Annotated in this window: 17 protein-coding genes; 8 read left to right on the top strand and 9 right to left on the bottom strand. The window is 48.9% G+C overall.

All coding sequences use genetic code 11. The annotated features are described in order from the left end of the window. Positions 1–61: 61 nt before the first annotated feature. Positions 62–931 carry a LysR family transcriptional regulator gene (locus CWI84_RS00180; protein ID WP_126840569.1) on the top strand — a complete coding sequence of 290 codons (870 nt, stop codon included), beginning with the start codon at positions 62–64 and terminating at the stop codon, positions 929–931. On the opposite strand, the gene CWI84_RS00175 is transcribed toward CWI84_RS00180, so the two are convergent. Further along, complete coding sequence (locus CWI84_RS00175) at positions 921–1,418, bottom strand: hypothetical protein (protein WP_126840568.1); 498 nt, start codon at positions 1,416–1,418, stop codon at positions 921–923. The two genes, CWI84_RS00180 and CWI84_RS00175, sit on opposite strands and share 11 nt — an antisense overlap. A 264-nt stretch (positions 1,419–1,682) precedes the next feature. Between CWI84_RS00175 and CWI84_RS00170 the strand changes: the two genes are divergently transcribed. Beyond that, positions 1,683–3,080, top strand: coding sequence for a sigma-54 interaction domain-containing protein (locus CWI84_RS00170; RefSeq protein ID WP_198674457.1), 1,398 nt, complete (start codon positions 1,683–1,685; stop codon positions 3,078–3,080). A 24-nt stretch (positions 3,081–3,104) separates the two neighbouring features. Here the strand turns inward: CWI84_RS00170 and CWI84_RS00165 are convergent, their stop codons facing one another. The 3 genes from CWI84_RS00165 to CWI84_RS00155 are packed head-to-tail and all read right to left on the bottom strand — an operon-like array spanning position 3,105 to position 5,616. Continuing rightward, the gene (locus CWI84_RS00165; protein ID WP_126840567.1) at positions 3,105–4,748 is read right to left on the bottom strand and encodes a diacylglycerol kinase family protein; all 1,644 of its coding nucleotides are present in this window, start codon (positions 4,746–4,748) and stop codon (positions 3,105–3,107) included. 12 nt (positions 4,749–4,760) lie between these two features. After that, positions 4,761–4,937: a DUF1328 domain-containing protein gene (locus tag CWI84_RS00160; protein ID WP_126840566.1), complete on the bottom strand. Its 177-nt coding sequence runs from the start codon at positions 4,935–4,937 to the stop codon at positions 4,761–4,763. 34 nt (positions 4,938–4,971) lie between these two features. After that, complete coding sequence (locus CWI84_RS00155; protein ID WP_126840565.1) at positions 4,972–5,616, bottom strand: SDR family oxidoreductase; 645 nt, start codon at positions 5,614–5,616, stop codon at positions 4,972–4,974. 205 nt (positions 5,617–5,821) lie between these two features. Here CWI84_RS00155 and CWI84_RS00150 point away from each other — a divergent pair, with 205 nt between their 5' ends. The 6 genes from CWI84_RS00150 (at position 5,822) to CWI84_RS00125 (ending at position 14,217) form a co-directional block, all read left to right on the top strand. Further along, positions 5,822–7,498 (top strand): carbon starvation CstA family protein, encoded by a 1,677-nt coding sequence (locus tag CWI84_RS00150; RefSeq protein WP_126840564.1) that lies wholly within the window; start codon positions 5,822–5,824, stop codon positions 7,496–7,498. Positions 7,499–7,524: 26 nt separating this feature from the next. Beyond that, positions 7,525–7,797 (top strand): cory-CC-star protein, encoded by a 273-nt coding sequence (locus CWI84_RS00145; protein WP_126840563.1) that lies wholly within the window; start codon positions 7,525–7,527, stop codon positions 7,795–7,797. A gap of 27 nt (positions 7,798–7,824) precedes the next feature. After that, positions 7,825–8,838: an ArsA family ATPase gene (locus tag CWI84_RS00140; RefSeq protein WP_126840562.1), complete on the top strand. Its 1,014-nt coding sequence runs from the start codon at positions 7,825–7,827 to the stop codon at positions 8,836–8,838. A gap of 16 nt (positions 8,839–8,854) precedes the next feature. Further along, the gene (locus tag CWI84_RS00135) at positions 8,855–9,862 is read left to right on the top strand and encodes a zinc-binding alcohol dehydrogenase family protein (RefSeq protein ID WP_126840561.1); all 1,008 of its coding nucleotides are present in this window, start codon (positions 8,855–8,857) and stop codon (positions 9,860–9,862) included. A 78-nt stretch (positions 9,863–9,940) separates the two neighbouring features. After that, complete coding sequence (locus CWI84_RS00130; protein WP_126840560.1) at positions 9,941–11,104, top strand: efflux RND transporter periplasmic adaptor subunit; 1,164 nt, start codon at positions 9,941–9,943, stop codon at positions 11,102–11,104. An 11-nt stretch (positions 11,105–11,115) separates the two neighbouring features. Further along, complete coding sequence (locus tag CWI84_RS00125) at positions 11,116–14,217, top strand: efflux RND transporter permease subunit (RefSeq protein WP_126840559.1); 3,102 nt, start codon at positions 11,116–11,118, stop codon at positions 14,215–14,217. A 75-nt stretch (positions 14,218–14,292) separates the two neighbouring features. On the opposite strand, the gene CWI84_RS00120 is transcribed toward CWI84_RS00125, so the two are convergent. The 5 genes from CWI84_RS00120 to CWI84_RS00100 form a co-directional block, all read right to left on the bottom strand. Continuing rightward, positions 14,293–14,616, bottom strand: a complete 324-nt coding sequence (locus CWI84_RS00120) for a hypothetical protein (protein ID WP_126840558.1) — start codon at positions 14,614–14,616, stop codon at positions 14,293–14,295. Positions 14,617–14,666: 50 nt separating this feature from the next. Continuing rightward, positions 14,667–15,173: a YgjV family protein gene (locus tag CWI84_RS00115; RefSeq protein ID WP_126840557.1), complete on the bottom strand. Its 507-nt coding sequence runs from the start codon at positions 15,171–15,173 to the stop codon at positions 14,667–14,669. Between the two features lie 13 nt (positions 15,174–15,186). After that, positions 15,187–16,188 carry a cytochrome d ubiquinol oxidase subunit II gene (cydB, locus tag CWI84_RS00110; protein WP_126840556.1) on the bottom strand — a complete coding sequence of 334 codons (1,002 nt, stop codon included), beginning with the start codon at positions 16,186–16,188 and terminating at the stop codon, positions 15,187–15,189. Positions 16,189–16,193: 5 nt separating this feature from the next. Further along, on the bottom strand, positions 16,194–17,573 hold the full coding sequence (locus CWI84_RS00105) for a cytochrome ubiquinol oxidase subunit I (protein ID WP_198674469.1): 1,380 nt from the start codon (positions 17,571–17,573) through the stop codon (positions 16,194–16,196). A gap of 113 nt (positions 17,574–17,686) precedes the next feature. Then, positions 17,687–19,360: a M28 family metallopeptidase gene (locus CWI84_RS00100; RefSeq protein ID WP_126840554.1), complete on the bottom strand. Its 1,674-nt coding sequence runs from the start codon at positions 19,358–19,360 to the stop codon at positions 17,687–17,689. Positions 19,361–19,362 lie beyond the last annotated feature (2 nt).

Genomic DNA, 19,362 nt, shown 5'->3' with positions numbered 1-19,362 from the left:
AGTGTTCGCAAAGTTAAGTAAAATAGATAATTACTAATTTATTGTTCGGTTTAACAGAATAATGAACTATCACCATCTTTACTACTTTTGGAAAGTCGCAGATTCAGGCCACCTCACTAAGACCGCCGAGACCCTACATATCTCACAATCGGCGCTGTCGAGCCAGATAAAGCAGCTAGAACAATGGTTTGGACAACCGCTATTCGAACGCCGTGGACGCAAGCTTTTGCTCACCCAAGCGGGCTATATTGCCAAGCAAACGGCTGAACGCATTTTCAAAGAAGGCGAGCAGCTGGTTGAACAGCTAAAAAATGGGGCCAGCAGTAAAGATACCGTTATTCGTATTGGCCACGCGTCGACGATGTCACGTAACTTTATCGAACAAGTGATCAGCGAATTGATGAAGCAACCGCATGCTCGCTATCGTCTGCACTCGATGGCGCATCACCAGTTGCTTACCGAGCTCAGCGAATACCGTATTGATGTAGCGCTAGCCAATACGGAGGTGACCAGCAGTGACCAACAAATTTGGCAAAGTAAACTGTTGGCACGCCAAGCCATTTATATTGTCGGCGTGCCCGGCTACCCGATCAGTAGCCTGCAAGATCCGCAGTTAAAACGTCAACAATGGGTGTTGCCACCAGAGAACACACCTATTCGCGGCGCATTTGATATGTTGAGTACAGAGTACCAATGGCGCCCAGAAATCATCGCAGAGGCGGATGACATGGCGATGTTACGACTGTTAGTTCGGGATAGCGGCGCTTTAGCAGCCATTCCCGATGTCGTTGTCCGCGACGAGTTACAATCGGGTTTATTGCAACGTTACCTGCAACTCCCCAACGTCTATGAACAATTTTACGCAATCACTGTGAAGCAGCCGTTTCCAAATACGGCGGTGTCAGCATTACTCCAGCGCTTTAATCGCTAACGCTACGGTCACTTTTTTGCTCAAGCGCATCACTGATGCCGGTTGTCCAGTTGTCGTGCTGAATCTGCAAGGTTGCAATAATGCTTGCTAAGTGTTGCTTGAGTACTGGTGTTTCCAGCCGTCGCGGAATACTCCTCAGTAGCGTCATTACCTGTTGTTCGTGTTCCAACAAGCTGGCAAGCGACAAGGTGTAATTATTGCGGCGATTAATCAACTCAGCTTTATGCCGGTACCACAAACAGGTTAACAACCATTGTTGGTCCAACATGACCCTCCAACCCTGAATCTGTTGGCTGACCAGTGCTTCAGCGAGTCGCACCACACGACTATTAGTCGCATAACGGCTACCCATTTCAGAGGCTTGATTACGCAACGCTAAACTGGCGAAAAACTTAGCGCTACCATCGAGCAGCGCTTGCACCGCACATAACAGCGCTTTATCTGCCTCAGGAAGTTGCGACGGCGTGATTGCAGTATTGGCTTCCATTAAGTGACCTATTTTTTGCATGACGTAATAGCGCTATTCAAGGGCTGTGCCAACTGGTGGGCGGCTATTTTACTGAGTCTAGAGAGCATGTTTAGTGGTTCTGAGTGACGTCATCAGTAGAATTTTCCGGAATGTCGAGAAAAAATTACCGTTTCCGAAAAAGTCGTAATCTTTTTTCGAAAAAGTTGCGTAAAACGCTACATTACTTTCTCTCATCATTTTCGTTGTTGCATCGCTAACTTCGAAAAAAAGGAATTGTAGCGAATGTCACACCAAGCCAACGCGATCAACAACAAAGCGCCAGGATTACTTTTATCTATCAGTACCCTAGCGCTCAAAAATGCACTCCTTGAGCACCCTGCCATGCAGTCTTTTAATTGCCAACAATTCACTAGCCTTGAGCAATGCCCACAAGAATTGCTTAATAGCTATCAAGTGGCGATTGTCGAGAGCGTAAATTTCGACCAAAAGACATTCGATAAAATAGAACACTTATTACAGCCTATCGAATGGATTTTTATCAGTGATGGGTCTCCTAATGCCTTTCTCGACAAAGCAATATTGCAAGGTGCGGGACAATTATTTCGTCATCCGGTCGCTTTAACCGAACTGCTTGCTTCGGTTAGCGAATTACAACAACAGCTTTGCCCTAGCCAACCGCAAGCACAACCGCCGAGCCAAAGTCAGCTAGATCAATTTGGTAGTCTAGTGGGCTCATCAACGGTAATGCGCGAGCTTTATAAAACCTTGAGGCGGTTAGCGACCACCGATCAAAATGTGTTTATTCAAGCGGAAAGCGGCACCGGTAAAGAGCTCGCTGCGCAAACCCTGCACGCCGCGTCAACAAGAGCCAAACAGCCATTTATTGCGGTCAACTGTGCGGCACTGTCGAGAGAGTTAGTTGAGAGTGAGTTATTTGGCCATGTGAAGGGCGCTTTCACTGGCGCGACCCAATCCCATCAAGGGCTATTTTCGCAAGCTCATAACGGCACGCTATTCTTGGATGAGATTACCGAAATGCCGTTAGAGCACCAAGCCAAGTTACTACGAGTTTTAGAGACTGGCGACTACCGGCCTGTCGGCTCTAACCAGTTGCATCGCGCTGATGTGCGCATTATTGCTGCCAGTAACCGCGACCTAGAGCAGGCGATTACGCAGGGCCAACTGCGTGAAGACTTATTTTTCCGCTTAAACCAATTTCCATTGAGTTTGCCGCCGCTGCGCGAACGCGAAGCGGATATTGCTGGTTTAGCGCAGCATTTTCTGGCTTACCGTAACCAACAGCAACAACAGCAAAAGCGTTTTAGCCAGGCGGCGCTTGAACATATCCAGCAGTTTCCTTGGCCCGGTAACGTTAGGCAGCTAAAACATTGCGTCGAACGCGCCTACTTGCTTGCCGAGCAGCACATTATGGTCGAACATTTACTCCTCAACGAGGATACCGCACTCGCGAATGGCGACAAAGCGCTGGCCGGCATGCCTCTGCAGCAACTTGAAAAGGCGGCAATTGAGGCAACCTTAGAGATGAACCAGGGCAACCGTAGTAAAACCGCTGAGCAGTTAGGCGTAAGCGTAAAAACCCTTTACAACAAGCTGGAGCGTTATCAGCACGAGGAAACGCAGTCCGCTGCAACTGAGACTAAACGCCCGCTTGCCAAATAACCCATAGGCGTGATTTTTATTTCGCTAGTAGTCTAGCCGTTCAGAAACCAGTAATTGAATGGCATGGGGTTGCACGCTGATTTTTACTTTTGGCGCTTGGTAAGGCTCGCCATCCACGACAAACTTCAGCGCCTCACCATCGGCCCGCGCCAATTCAACAGAGCGCACTTGGCGGTGGTTACTGCGCTCACCTGAACGCTCCTCAGTCACGCCTTGGTAAAGCAACTCCGCCAGGCTTAACCAATGGCCTTGATCGCCGTCTACCGGCGTTAGCCAGGTCATATCGAGTTTACCATCGTCTACCACTGGTTCACCGTTTCCTTGCGCTAATAATGTGGTCAACGGTGCGGCGTTAGCAACAATCACGCTAGCCGTTGTTAAGGTTTCTTGCTCACCATCATCCACCCTAAGCTGTAACTCGAGCTGTTGATTGGCTTGGCAGGCTTGCCACAAACCTTGCAGGTAAGCCAACTGCCCGAGCCTATCTTTTGCTTCACGGTCTGCCTGTTCAATCATTTGCTGCTCAAAGCCTACGCCCACGCAGAGCAGCACAGTGTGTTCATTCGCGCAGGCGATATCCACTGCGCGCTTGCGCCCTTCGATAATAGTTCGGGTGGCGGCCTTGAGTGGCGAGAGTTTAGATGATACCCCCCAAATCACTTGGCTTAAGGCATTGGCGGTCCCCATGGGCACCACCCCCATCACCGTTTCAGTACCGTTGAGTGCGGCGGCGACAGCGGCTAATGTTCCATCTCCGCCACAGGCAATCACTAATTTTGCCCCCTGTTGCAATGCGTCTTTGGCGCACGCTCCAGCATCGTGCTCCGGCGTGGTTTCCAGAATTTCTAACTGAAAGTATGGTGCCAATGCCTGCTGTAATGGTTGCTGATAACTTTCCCATTTACCTCCCCCTGACACGGGATTAGCAATGACCCATGCGGTTTCTGTTACCGCCAACTGGTGTTGTTGTTTATAGCTTTTCAAGCATTTGCGCTGGTGGCTGTTGAGTTTTGCCGTCGAACGAATGTCACTAATATGCTGCATCACTTTATCGACATCGTTATCGTCACATTGGCTGAGTAAATAGGCGGCCACCATAAGCACCGAGCGGCCTCGCCCTAACGCGCAATGCACTAATACCGCGCCGTGTTGGCGGCGCTGATGGTCTATCCACTGGATGGCTTGATGAATCTGTTCAATGCTTGGCGAAGCATGGTCCAACACCGGAATGTTTAGGTAGTGGATGTCCGCATCCGACAAGCTCCAATCCAGTGCATCAAATTCTGCAGTGACATCCAACACAGCGGCTATTTTGTGTTGCTTCAACATTTCCACGTCGGAGGGAAATAAACGGCGTCCAACAAAAAGGCCTTCAGAAATCTGCTGCAACGCCGGGACCGACTCGCGATGTCGAGCCCACGCATTATAAAGCGTGGCTCCCAATAAAAATGGAATGAATGCAAGACGAATGACCACTGGTATACGGCCATCTTGATTTTTGCGGAATAAACTCGCGCTGTTAAGCCAATACGCCGATGCCACGCAAAGCAACGAAATCGCGGTCCATGCCAAAAACAGCTGAACCGGGAGAAAGGTGGGTATAAAAGCAATGGCAGAAGCGACGATTGCCCCTGCCAAATAGTAGTATGGTAACTGTCTGACCTTCATAACTAAGCCTAGCTAGACTTTCGGGCCTCTCCCCCTTGCCGCATTAGCAATGAGTGAAATCACCAACAGTACCAAGAAGATGAAAAAGATAATTTTTGCAATCCCAGCAGCGGCACCTGCAATGCCACCAAACCCGAGTACACCAGCAATAATCGCGACGATAAAAAATATTAGTGCCCAGCGTAACATAGGCAACCTCCCTATTTATCAGTAAGCGACACGCTTACAGTGAACGAAGTGCATCATCAATGGCAGTATCGCCATTGACCACATCGAATCCTCGATAAATTGTGCTTTCTCTGTCTAAACACCGCGCTACAATGTGAGCGACGTCTGCGCGAGTAATGCTACCGCGCTGCAATTCGTTGCCGAGGTCAATTTTCCCGGTTCCCTGTTCATCAATTAGCGCACCAGGGCGAACGACGGTCCACTCTAATGATGAAGCCATTAGTGCTTTATCTGCGTAGTGCTTGGCAGCGTAATATGGGCGCAAACTGTCGTTCCAGTTCGCTCGATTATTTGCCTGTAGAGCACTCACCATAACAAAGCGTTTAACGCCGAGTTCTTCACTCGCTTCAATCACTTTAATCGCCCCATCGAGATCGATGAGCAATGTTTTATCGTCGCCAGTGGAACCGCCGGAACCAGCGCTAAAAACCACAGCATCACAGCCTTTGAGGGCCTGCTTAATCGCGCCAACTGACCGTTCTAAATCGAGTAAACGCGACTCAACTCCGCGCTCTTCTAACGCTTGTTGTTGCGATTCTTTACGCACGCAAGCAATGACTTCGTGAGCAGGGCTTTGCTGGATATCCTCGACAATTTGTTGCCCGACTTTACCGTTTGCACCTATTACAGCCACTTGCATAACGTTCGCTCCTTAACATTTTCAATGATTGAAAATTTGCTTTGCTTATTAATCCTACGCATTCTGTCAAAAAAACGATCGCCAATGCTAAGTAACTGTCAAAACAACGGTTTCCCTATCTAAGACTTTAGTCGAATGTCTCATTTACGCCAATTTACGCTATTCTTTGCCATGACTAACAAGACCCATAAGAAGAGGCTATACCATGAATGCAATCGCAATGATGCTGCTAGGTCTTGGCGCTATGTTGCTCGGCTACTTGTTCTACTCCAAGTTTATTGCCGAGAAAATTTACCGCTTAGACCCAAATTTCAAAACGCCTGCTCACGAATTTGAGGATGGCGTGGACTTTGTTCCGACCAACAAATACGTATTGTGGGGACACCACTTTACCTCCGTTGCTGGTGCAGCGCCGATTATCGGCCCTGCCATTGCGGTTATCTGGGGTTGGGTACCGGCGTTCCTATGGGTGGTGTTTGGCACCATTTTCTTCGCCGGCGTGCATGACGCAGGCGCCATCTGGGCCAGTAACCGCAATAAAGCCAAATCAATTGGTGCACTCACTGGCGATGTCGTCGGTAAACGCGCGCGCAACTTGTTTATGATCGTTATCTTCCTTGTGTTGCTAATGGTCAACGCAGTATTCGCCACCGCCATTTCCGGCTTGCTGATCAAGTTCCCATCCTCGGTAGTGCCAGTTTGGGGGGCTATTTTCGTTGCCCTGATTATCGGTCAAGTTATTTTCCGTAAGTGGATGAGTTTGGGCATGGTCTCAATTCTTGGTGTCATTGCCCTTTATGCACTCATTGTAGCCGGCCCTAGTATGCCACTGTCTCTACCAGAAATGACGCTTGGCATTTCTGATAACGCCGGTTGGATTCTGATCCTCTTCGGTTACGCCGCGATTGCGTCGATGCTTCCAGTATGGATGTTGTTGCAACCACGTGATTACATCAACGGTTTGCAGCTATTTATCGGCTTGATCCTGCTTTACCTTGCTGTGCTTATCGCTGCGCCGGACATTTCTGCCCCAGCGATTAACCACAACACCCCAGAAGGCACGCCGTCAATGCTGCCACTGTTGTTCGTGACCATTGCCTGTGGCGCGATCTCAGGGTTCCATGGCCTTGTTGCTTCAGGCACCACGTCTAAGCAGTTAGATAAGGAAACAGACGCGCGTTTTGTCGGCTATTTCGGCGCTATCGGTGAAGGTTCACTGTCACTGGCAACCATCATCGCTGCCACCGCCGGTTTTGCCACGCTAGCCGACTGGGAGTCGGTCTATACCTCGTTTGGTCAAGGCGGTGTTGCGGCGTTTGTCACCGGTGGAGCCAATATTCTGCACGACGGAGTGGGCTTGGGCGAAGAAATCTCGCAGACTCTGTTAACCGTAATGGCAGTGCTTTTTGCCGGAACCACCATGGATACCGGCTTACGCTTGCAACGTTATATTTTCCAAGAATGGGGAAGCATCTACAATATCAAGTGGATGCAAAAAGGCGTTGCCGCAACGTTACTCGCCGTTGCTAGCTGTTTAATCTTGGCGTTTGGTGCAGGTGGCGCCGACGGTTCAGGTGGCTTATTAATTTGGCCATTGTTTGGTACCACAAACCAGCTATTAGCGGGCTTAACGCTGATGGTGATTACGGTAATGTTGGTGCGCTTAGGGCGGCCAATGTACTTTACCCTGTTGCCACTTATTTTCCTGCTGATCATGACCGTAATCGCGTTATTGATTCAGCTAAAAGGATTCTATTTGAAAGCAGACTGGTTCCTGTTTACGCTAGACTTAATCGTACTGATTGCTGCGGTTTGGATTGCCCTAGAAGCAACGGCGAGTCTGTCTAAACTGCGCAAAGCAAAACAGCAACCCACCGATTAATCGGTTAACCAGAAAGGCGACGTAGCATGAAGCTCAAGGAAATTAAGCACTGGCTAGGTAGGGTAAATGCGTATGCCACCGAGGTATACAACGCACCTTATCGCTCAGCCATTGCCCGAGCTAAGCGCGATCAAGATGATCTGTTCATGCTACTGGTCTTTTCTGAATTAATGGGCGTGCCCAACCCTGCCGCCTTCTACACGCTAGAACTACAACCTTTGATGTTGGAGCAATTCCATCAATGGCATCAACGCATGGGGATGGAACACTCTCCGCTCGATCATTTCCGTTGCTGCTAAACTAACGCCACAACTACAGGAATGACTATGTCACTACTCGATCACCGCCTGCTGCTGATTGGTGGTAAAGGTGGAGTGGGCAAAACCTCTGTGTCTGCCGCATTGGCGCTACTGGCCAGTGAACATAAAAACACCCTTTTGGTTTCTACCGACCCAGCGCATAACTTATCCGATTTATTTGAAACCCAGATTGGCGACGACATTACTCGCGTCGCGCAGCAGTTGGACGCCTTAGAAATCGACCCAGACCATCAAGCAAGACAGCATATTGAACAGGTAAAAGCGCAAATGAAACGCTTTGCTATGCCCGATATGTATCCAGAAATTGAGCGTCAACTCGAACTCAGCATGCAATCTCCTGGGGTACAAGAAGCCGCCCTGCTCGAGCGCATTTGCCAATTAATCGAGTTTGCGGAAAGCCATTATGATTTGATCATTTTTGATACGGCCCCGACCGGACATACCTTACGCTTACTGACCTTGCCAGAAGCGATGGCTGCATGGACGCAAGGAATGCTGCGCTCACAAGACCGCTCCGAAGAATTGCAGGGAGTGCTTAAACACCTATCGCCAAAGGCCGGTAAGGATGTCGCCAATCCGATGAGTGATCCCCAGCAACATGCCACCGATGGTATGACCGACCGAACCAAAGCAATCACCGAAAAGTTGTTAGAACGGCAGCGGCTATTTCAGCGCAGCCGACGCAAGATTATTGATCCCGACTACAGCCAAATGCTGTTTATTCTGTTGGCGGAGAAACTGCCTATACTAGAAACAGAACGTGCGATTACCCAACTCCGCAAAGAAAAACTACCGGTTTTTGCCACCATCGTTAATCGCTTATTGCCGCAAGACAGTAATAATGAATTCTTAACCCAACGCCGTGAGCAGCAGCAAGTGTATCTGCAAGAAGCAGAGCAGCGGCTAGCAGCGCAACCGCAATACCGGCTTCCATGGCTAGCCCAGGATATTGTCGGGATGGCAGCGTTAAAACAATTGGCAGACACCCTAGCAGCAACAGGGGTTATCCAACAGCAATAGATTATGAGGACTAACTATGAAAGCGGTCGGCTACCAGCAATCTCTCCCCAGCGACAATCCTAAAGCCTTAGTCGATATCGAACTCAAGCGCCCCACCCCGGGCGCAACCGATTTACTCGTGCAAATTTCTGCAATCGCCGTCAACCCAGTGGATACCAAAATTCGCCAGCGCACCGAGCCAGAATCTGGCTATAAAGTGCTTGGCTGGGATGCGGTTGGTACCGTGGTAGAAACCGGCAGCTCAGCGTCAGGGTTCAGTACAGGTGACCGAGTTTGGTTTGCCGGCGACGTGACACGTTCTGGCTGTAATGCCGAGTTTCAATGCGTAGACTACCGAATAGCGGCAAAAGCGCCCCACAGCTTAACCGACGAACAAGCCGCTGCGTTGCCGCTAACCTCAATCACCGCGTGGGAATTGCTGTTCGAAAGGCTACAGATTCAGCAACCGGGTAAACCACGTACCTTGTTAGTCATTGGTGGTGCTGGAGGCGTAGGCTCTATTCTGATTCAGCTTGCTAAAACGTTTAGCCAAGCGACCGTTATTGCGACCGCTTCTCGCCCAGAAAGTCAGCAATGGGTAACGTCGTTAGGCGCCGACCATGTTATCGACCACAGCCAAGATTTAACGGCGCAAATTAACGCACTAAACATCGGCGCAATTACCGATGCGGCTTGTTTGACCCATACCGATCAGCACTTCAGTAACGTTGCAGAAATTATTGCGCCACAGGGTCGTGTTGCGCTCATCGACGATCCGGAACAGGATATTGATGTCAGCTTATTGAAACAAAAATCGGTTAGCCTGCATTGGGAGTTTATGTTCACCCGCTCAATGTTTGCTACTGATGACATGATCGAACAGCAGCGTTTGTTAGAACAAGTCGCCGCTGCAGTTGACGCCGGTAAACTGGTAACCACCGTGGGAAAAAATTACGGCACTATTAACGCCGAAAATTTACGCCGTGCCCATCATGATATCGAACAGCATAAAACCATCGGCAAGATTGTTCTTGTAGGATTTTAATGGAATCCAATTTACAAACATTCATGTATGTATGTATAATTTACGGATTCATAAAAACCATAATTTGAGGATTTTTGCATGCAACAGCGTAGATTGATCGCAACCGCCATAGCAGCAGCGGTTGCCGCTACCACTCTCGTGGCCTGTGGCGATGCTTCGCAAAACGGCGCAGGACAACAAGGTCAACAACAAGCCATGGAAGTTGGGGTAGTAACACTGCAGCCAAGCTCTGTTGAGCTTGCTACCGAATTACCCGGACGCACCGCGGCCTATCGTGTGGCAGAGGTCCGTCCGCAAGTGTCTGGCATTCTGTTAGAGCGTAACTTCGAGGAAGGTGCGCACGTAGAAGCTGGCCAATCGCTTTATCAAATCGATCCCGGTCCGTACAAAGCCGAATTGGAGAGCGCGAAAGCTGAAGTCGAACGCGCCCAAGCAATGCTTAAAACCGCTGATTTACGTTACAGCCGCTTCCAGAACCTGATTAAAGACAATGCCATTAGTCAACAAGAGTATGACGAAGCGCAAGCCAACTATTTAGAAGCAAAGGCAGCGGTATCAGTGGCTGAGGCCAACCTTACTCGCGCCAGAATTAACATGCAATACACTCAGGTAAAAGCACCGATTAGTGGCCAAATTGGCCGTTCTAATTTTACCGAAGGCGCGTTAGTCACCGCTTCACAAACTGCGCCATTGGCCGTCATTCAACAACTCGACCCCATTTACGTCGATATCAGCCAATCGAGTAGAGAATTTTTGAAGTTAAAGCAAGAAATCGAAGAAGGTCACATCGAGGGTACCAAAAACGGTAATGCCGTAGTGCAATTAATGGTCGATAACATCGGCTACCATCATGCTGGTGAACTGCTATTCTCGGAAGTTAGCGTAGACGAAGATACCGGCGCGATTTCTTTGCGGGCGAAATTTCCCAACCCAGAGCACGATCTACTGCCGGGTATGTTCGTTCGCGCCAAAGTAACTGAAGGTACTGTAAACGGAGCCATCGTTGCGCCGCAAGAAGGCGTAAGCCGTGATGTCCGTGGTCGCCCTATCGCTTTTGTCGTTAACGACAAAGGTCAAGTCGAACGCCGTGAACTAACCATCAGCCGCGCTTTGGGCAACAAATGGTTGGTTGAAGACGGCTTAAATGCCGGCGATAAGCTGATTGTTGCAGGTTTACAGAAAATCCGCCCAGGCATGCCGGTAAAGCCGGTTGATGCTAACGCTAACCAGCAAGCGCAGTAAGGGAACGTAGCATGGCAAAGTTTTTTATTAATCGGCCAATATTTGCGTGGGTTATTGCACTCCTGATCATCATGTCAGGTAGTTTGGCGTTAAGCCAATTGCCAATTGCCCAGTATCCGTCACTAGCACCTCCTGCGGTATCAGTGCAAGTCACCTACCCAGGAGCAAACGCTAAAACCGTTCAAAATACGGTGACACAGATTATCGAGCAAAGCATGAACGGCGTTGACAACTTACTTTATATGTCGTCGCAAAGTAATGCTGGTAGCGCCACGGTAAACTTAACATTTGCGACAGGTACCGACCCAGATATCGCCCAAGTACAGGTACAAAATAAACTGTCTCAAGCCACCCCGTTGTTACCAGAAGTGGTGCAACGCCAAGGGGTCGTCGTTTCGAAATCTAGCAGCTCATTCCTGATGGTCTTGGCGATGGTTGCAACCGACGACCGTTACTCACAAATTGATTTAAGTGACTACTTGTCGGCCAACGTACAAGATCCCATTGCACGAACCCAAGGTGTGGGTAATGTTCAGTTATTTGGCGCACCTTATGCCATGCGTATATGGCTCGATGCACAAGCAATGACCAACTACAAAATAACCACCGACGAAGTGGTTGCCGCGATTCGCTCGCAAAACAACCAAGTTGCTGCGGGTGAGTTGGGCGCCTTACCGGCGGTGGATGGTCAGCGTATCAACGCAATGATTGTGGCGCAGACACTGATGGAAAGTCCCGAGGAGTTTTCAAAAATTCTGTTAAAAGTCCAACCTGATGGCTCGCAAGTTCGGTTAAATGACGTTGCGCGCGTCGAATTAGGTGGCGAAAATTACAGTGTGGTCGCAAACTACAATGGCAAACCTGCAACCGGCTTAGCGATCCAGTTAGCAACGGGAGCTAACGCGTTAGACACTGCCCAAGCAGTCAAAGAGCGTGTTAAAGAACTGAGCAAGTTCTTTCCTGATGGCATGGAAATGGTGATCCCCTACGACACCACGCCATTCGTTAAAATATCTATTTCTGAGGTCGCGAAAACCCTCGTAGAAGCCATTATCTTAGTATTCTTGCTAATGTATCTGTTTTTACAGAACGTCCGTGCGACTATTATCCCAACGCTTGCAATTCCTGTGGTTATTCTGGGCACCATGGGCATTATGGCGCTCGCTGGCTTCTCAATTAACACGCTAACGATGTTCGGTATGGTGTTGGCTATCGGCTTGCTCGTAGACGATGCCATCGTGGTGGTCGAGAACGTTGAACGGTTGATGGAAGAAGAAGGCTTATCGCCTCGCCAAGCTACAATTAAATCGATGGGACAAATCACCGGCGCCTTGGTAGCGATTGCCCTAGTTATGGCGGCAGTATTTACCCCAATGGCGTTCTTCCCCGGCTCAACGGGCGCCGTTTATCGGCAGTTCTCGTTAACCATCATCTCAGCGATGGGTCTATCGGTATTGGTGGCGATTGTGTTCTCACCAGCGCTGTGTGCAACCATTCTTAAACCAGTCAATCATGATAAAAGTCAACGCAAAGGTCCACTGGGTTGGTTTAACCGAAGCCTCGAGCGTGCCACGACTAAATATCGGCAATCAGTCTCAGCTATTTTGCGCCGTACCATTCGTTTTGGACTGATCTATGGCGGCTTGATCGTGATTCTAGGGGTGCTTTTCGTACGCTTACCAAGCTCGTTCTTGCCGGACGAGGACCGTGGTGTATTTTTAACCCAGATGCAGCTCCCTGTAGGGTCAACCATGGAGCAGTCACTCCAAACCATGGACAAAATCGAACAGTACTACATGAGCCAAGATCCTGTTGAAGGGGTGTTCTCAGTGGTGGGCTTTAGCTTTGCAGGACGCAGCCAAAACGCCGGCATCGCTTTCGTGCGCTTAAAAGATTGGGAGCAGCGACAACAACCGAGTGCACAAGTGAATGCTATCATTGGTAAAGCAATGGGTTACTTCAGTACTATTAAAGAAGCCATGGTTTTTGCCTTTAACTTGCCACCTATTCCAGAATTGGGTACGGCTACAGGTTTCAACCTGTTTATTCAGGACCGCGCTAATTTAGGCCATGAAGCGCTGTTACAAGCACGAAACCAGTTGCTTGGCATGGCGGCGCAAAACCCAAAATTGATGCAAGTGAGGCCAAACGGCTTAGAAGATGCCCCGCAGTTAAAAGTAGATATCGACTACGAAAAGGCCACTGCACTAGGACTCACTATTCCAACCATTAACAGCACCCTAACCACTGCGTTAGGTTCAACTTACGTCAATGATTTCATTGACCGGGGTCGGGTAAAACGGGTGTATGTGCAGGCGGAAGCCGAAGACCGTATGTTGCCAAAGGATATTGAGCAACTTTATGTGCGCAATAACCAAGGCGAGATGGTGCCATTTGCCGCCTTTGCGAGCATTAGTTGGGAGTTTGGGCCACAACGCCTTGAACGCTATAACGGCGTTCCCGCCATGGAAATTCAGGGTCAGGCGGCGCCTGGCTACAGTTCCGGTGATGCGATGAACGAAATTGAAAAAATCATTGCTAAACTCCCTGAAGGCATTGGCTTTGAATGGACGGGTACCTCGTTACAAGAACGGTTATCAGGTGATCAAGCACCACTGCTTTATGTCATATCATTAACCGTTGTATTCCTCTGTTTAGCGGCGTTGTATGAGAGCTGGTCGATCCCTTTCTCGGTAATGCTGGTCGTTCCGCTAGGTGTCTTAGGCGCAGTATTACTGACAACATTAGCCGGCGGGCAAAACGATGTTTACTTCCAAGTCGGATTATTAACCACGGTTGGGGTCTCGGCTAGGAACGCGATATTGATTGTTGAATTCGCCAAAGACTTGCAGGAAAAAGGTAAAGATTTGTGGGATGCCACGCTAGAAGCGGTGCGCTTACGTCTGCGTCCCATTCTGATGACCTCTTTTGCCTTTATCTTCGGCGTATTGCCATTAGCGTTATCAAGTGGCGCCGGTGCAGCTAGCCGTAATGCCATCGGTACCGCGGTCATTGGCGGTATGCTTGGCGGCACAATCTTGGCTATCTTCTTCGTACCGTTATTCTTCTACGTGGTACGAAAAATCTTCCCACCCAAACAACGGGAAGAATAATCGCCAGCACTGCTAGCTAGGCACAAAAAAGGCGTCCTGTTTTTACAGCGGGCGCCTTTTTTATTACTGTTAAGATTATTTATCGTCTTTGTTTACTTCTTCGTACTCACCATCAAATACGCGACTATTTGCATCTTGCTGCTGCTGTTGGCGTTGCTGTTGCGCATATTGCTGAGCATCTTGTGCCGCTTTACGCATGCGCCAAACTTGCTTGATGGTCTGCCGTTGACGCCACAGCACGGGAATCATCACAATGGCGCCAATGATCAAAAAGACAAACCCAAACGTGATTGCCAGACCTACAAATACCAACAAAATTAAGATGCTAAGAATTCGCGCTAACAGGCTACCATTACCTTGTTGATGAATATAAAACTGTTTTCTAGGGCCGCGTTGCATGCTTACTAACCTTTATTATACGTGTCTCTAATGGATAAGATTGGGGCGAATTAGTTCCGTTTAAAGCCCCTTTCCTGCCAAAGCTTGGTTAAGATGCTGGTAAGGTTAACAATATTAAACAGGGAACCGCTAACACTTCCAATTAACAAGGCGTAAATGAGTCCCAAACTTTCTGCAACAATAAACCACCGACGAATTTGCGTCGCGTTATTTAGCACAATAGAGCCTACGGTAAACACAAAAGCCGAGGCATAGGCAATAAACAGCGGCAGATCAGCGCCATAAACACGCCATTCCCAAATAAAAAAGCCGACGTTAAGTAATACAAAAGCCGCTAACGTCCAGCGCCCGTGATAACGCAAAGCAACAATATTTCGCACACTGGCGATGGCACAAACAATTCCAGCGGCCATGGCATCTAATAAGAACCAATGGGTAGAAAGCAGCGCTAGAGCTAGCGCTGCGACGATACGGTAGCGATCAGCAGTATTTTGCCGATAGCCAATAAAGTTTACGACCAGAGCAGCTGCTCCAAATCCTTCTGCTAACCACTCCAATCTTACACCTCAGTTAATCGTGATAGCCCGATGATTCGTCTATTTTCCCACGAAATACCCAATAGGTGTAACCGGTATAGGCAAAAATGATAGGAATAAGAAAAGCCGCGCCTACCAATAAAAACTTCAAGCTATTCTCTGGGGCTGCAGCATCCCAAATGGTAATCGCATGCGGCACCAAATAAGGAAATATACTTACGCTAAAGCCGAGGAATGCAATAAAAAACAGTCCTAAACTCCACAGGTAGGGTCGTCCTTGCTGCGATTTTCGTAGGGATCGTAACAAGCCAACCGCGACAATCGCTAACAAGGTTGGCAGGCTCCAGAACAATGCCGAGGCAGGGAAGGTAAACCAACGCTTGGCAATAGTTTCATCGACCACAGGCAAGTAGATACTGACAGCCGCAATCGCTAACACCAAAATAACCGCAGCAATTCTGGCATAGCGGTAACTGCGTTGCTGGATTTCGCCATGGGTTTTCATGATCAACCAACTGGCGCCTAGTAGCACATATCCTACAACCACCGCTAAGCCACAAAAAATGGTAAACGGCGTCAACCAATCAAACCAACCACCACTATATTGCCGTCCAGTGACCGAAATCCCTTGCAAAATAGCACCCAGCATAATGCCTTGACTCATTGCTGCAGCCCATGAGCCAACAATAAACGAGACGTCCCAAACAAATTTCGCACGCCGCGTTTTAAAGCGATACTCAAACGCCACGCCACGAAAAATTAAGCCCAAGAGCATAACGATAACGGGCATATACAGCGCCGGTAACAACACCGAATAAGCCAGCGGAAATACCGCTAACAGGCCACCACCGCCAAGCACTAGCCAAGTTTCGTTACCATCCCACACTGGGGCAACGGCGTTCATCATTACATCGCGATGTTTCTCTTCAGGAAACGCGGGAAACAGGATAGCGATACCTAGGTCGAAGCCATCGAGAGCAACGTAGGCAAATACTGCGATAGCAATTAACGCTGCCCAGATTAATGCATAATCCATAGCCGTTACTCCTCGTTCATCAAGAATTCTGACGCTATGCCTTTATGCACCGCGTAATCGGGTACATGCACATCGTCTGGGTGTTGCCGCATTTTGCGGATGATATAAAACACTCCCGCGCCAAAAACAAAAAAATACACCACAATAAAGGCTAACAGGCTACCAGCTACACCCTCTGCAGCTATCGGCGAGGCCGATTCGTGAGTTTTTAACAACCCATAAATTGTCCACGGTTGGCGACCCGCTTCTGTCACTACCCAACCTGAGATAACCGCAATAAAACCGCTCGGTGCCATCAATAGCGCAAAACGGTGTAAAAAGCGGCTTTGGTATAACCGCCCACGCCAGCGCTTCCACGCCGAAATCACGCCTAGCAGAATCATTAGCAGCCCCATCGCCACCATAATGCGGAAACTCCAAAATACTAATGGCACGTTAGGCCATTGCTCCCGTGGGAACTGGTCCAGCCCAGCGAACTCACCATCTAATGAATGGGTCAGAATTAAGCTGGCGCCATTCGGTATGGCAATGCTGTAGTCCACCTCAGCCGTTTCCATGTTTGGCCAACCAAATAAATACAGGGGCGCACCCGGCTCCGTTTTAAAATGCCCTTCCATAGCCGCGACTTTGGCTGGCTGGTGCTCTAGGGTGTTTAGGCCATGCATATCGCCAATGAACGCTTGAATGGGTGCAACAATCAATGCCATCCACATCGCCATGGAAAACATTTTACGCGCCACTGCAGAGCTCGAGTCACGCAATAAATGCCATGCCCCGACTGCGCCAATCATCATTGCTGTGGTCAGGTAAGCTGCCACGACCATGTGCATCAGGCGGTAAGGAAACGATGGGTTAAAAATAACCGCAAACCAATCTTTAGCAATAAATTGGCCATCACTGTTGAGCGCCCAACCCGCCGGGGTCTGCATCCAACTATTCACTGACAATATCCAAAATGCCGAAATTGCTGTACCAATTGCTACCATGATAGTGGCGAAAAAATGCAGCCTTTCGCCAACTTTGTTCATGCCAAATAGCATCACGCCAAGAAAGCCTGCTTCGAGGAAAAACGCGGTAAGCACTTCATAGCCCATTAATGGACCGATAACCGGTCCTGCTTTATCAGAGAATACGCTCCAGTTAGTGCCAAACTGGTAGCTCATGACCAACCCCGAAACCACGCCCATACCAAACACTACAGCGAAAATCTTCACCCAGTAGCGCCACATTTTTTGATAAACCGGATTGCGGGTTTTTAAATATAAGGCTTCGGTTACTGCCAAAAAACTGGCTAAGCCGATAGAGAAGGCAGGAAAAATGATGTGAAATGCGACCGTAAAGGCGAACTGAAACCTCGCCAAACTGAGCGCATCGAACGAATCCAACATCGCAATAGACCCCTACGATTAGCTTTTGACCCAATCAGGATACTGTAAATAAAAAAGCCGTGACAGCTAGTCACGGCTTTTTTTCAAGACAAGGTGTAAACTCTTTCTGCCTATTTGCCGTCGCGCATCTCAGCTGACTGTTGGCGAATCGCTTCAAACTCATTGCCCGGTGTCCAAGCCGGCCATTTTTCACTGTTTGCCAGTTCACGACCCACCGCATAGTAAACGGCTAAGTCTTGTTGCGCGCCACGCAGATCCCAGTTCGGATCGTATTCGTCAGCAGGCTTATGATAGGCCACATTAATATACTCTTCATGCATCTTCTCACCGTACTCTTTGCCTTTAGTGACATGCTCAATACCACCCTCGGCATAAAGCATTGGTACACCTTTCTTGGCAAAGTTAAAATGATCTGAACGGTAGAAGAAACCTTTCTCTGGCGTCGGCTCTGGACGCAAATAACGTCCCTGTTCGGCTAAGTAAGGTTGCACAATATCGTCTAACTCCGAGTTACCGTACCCAACCATCACCATGTCTCGCATTGGGCCGTAGACATTTAAGACATCCATGTTGATGCCAGCAACGGCTTTACCCAGGGGCAACATGGGATGGTTCGCATACCACTCAGAACCCAATAGTCCCTGCTCTTCCGCCGTTACAGCCACAAACACAATAGAACGTTCCGGTTGCGGAGCTTTAGCGAATTTTTCCGCAATAGCCATTAACCCTGCGGTGCCGGTAGCATTATCCTGTGCGCCATTGTAGATTGGATCATCAGCACGGATTGGGTCGGTGCCTAAGTGATCCCAGTGCGCGACATACAATACGTGTTGCTCAGGGTGCTTACTACCCTTGATAAAACCCACCACATTATTCGACGACAAAAACTCAACTTTGTTATCAATGGTCATGTTTGCTGTCAAATTCAGAGGTGTTGCTTGAAAACCTTTTTCCAACGCTTTCGCTTTCATTTGCGCTAGCGAGCTACCGATATGCTTGAACATTTGGTCAGCGGCATCGGCAGTAATCCAGCCCTCTACGGCTAGATTAGCGTCGGCTTGGTCGCCTTTATTCAAGGCAAAGCGCACTGGTGAACCACCCGCAACAACGCCCCAGCCATAACCTGCAGGGCCAGTTTCGTGAATCACGAATGCGGCTTTTGCACCTTGGCGCATGGCTTCTTCATATTTATACGTCCAACGACCATAGTAGGTCATGGCATTACCGTTAAATAGCTTATCGTTGCCGGTGGCATAACCTGGGTCATTGACCAGCATAACAACCGTTTTGCCTTTTACATCAAGTCCTGCGTAGTCGTTCCAATGATATTCTGGGGCAACAATACCGTAACCCACAAAGACAATATCACTGCCCTCTAGGGTGACCTTTTTATCGGTTTTTGGTGTCCATGCGGTCATTTCAGTACGGTAGTTGAAGGTCAGTGACTGATCGCCAGCCTGAGCTGTTAATGCAGACACTTTGTACGGAATTAACTTCATTAACGGCACTTCTTGGCGGTAACTGCCAGTTTCTTGATTATATGGCTGTAGTCCCCACTCTTTGAAGTAGTTTTCGATGAAGGAAACGGTGAGTTCGCCGCCTTTAGAGGCTGGCTCGCGGCCACCGAACTCATCCGACGATAAAGTCTTTAAATAATCACTAAAATTTGGATTAAACGCGGTATCTGTTAAGTCAGCTTTTGCGGCTGGGCCTGAGCTTGCTTGCTCCGCTCCACAAGCACTGAGTAGTGCTATCGCCGCTAAGCTCAATAACGTCTTCTTCATGG

It is taken from the genome of Idiomarina tyrosinivorans (genome assembly GCF_003987475.1).
GTDB lineage: Bacteria > Pseudomonadota > Gammaproteobacteria > Enterobacterales > Alteromonadaceae > Idiomarina > Idiomarina tyrosinivorans.
The sequence above is the reverse complement of the archived record's forward strand: the minus strand, read 5'-3'. Positions and strand labels throughout refer to the sequence as shown.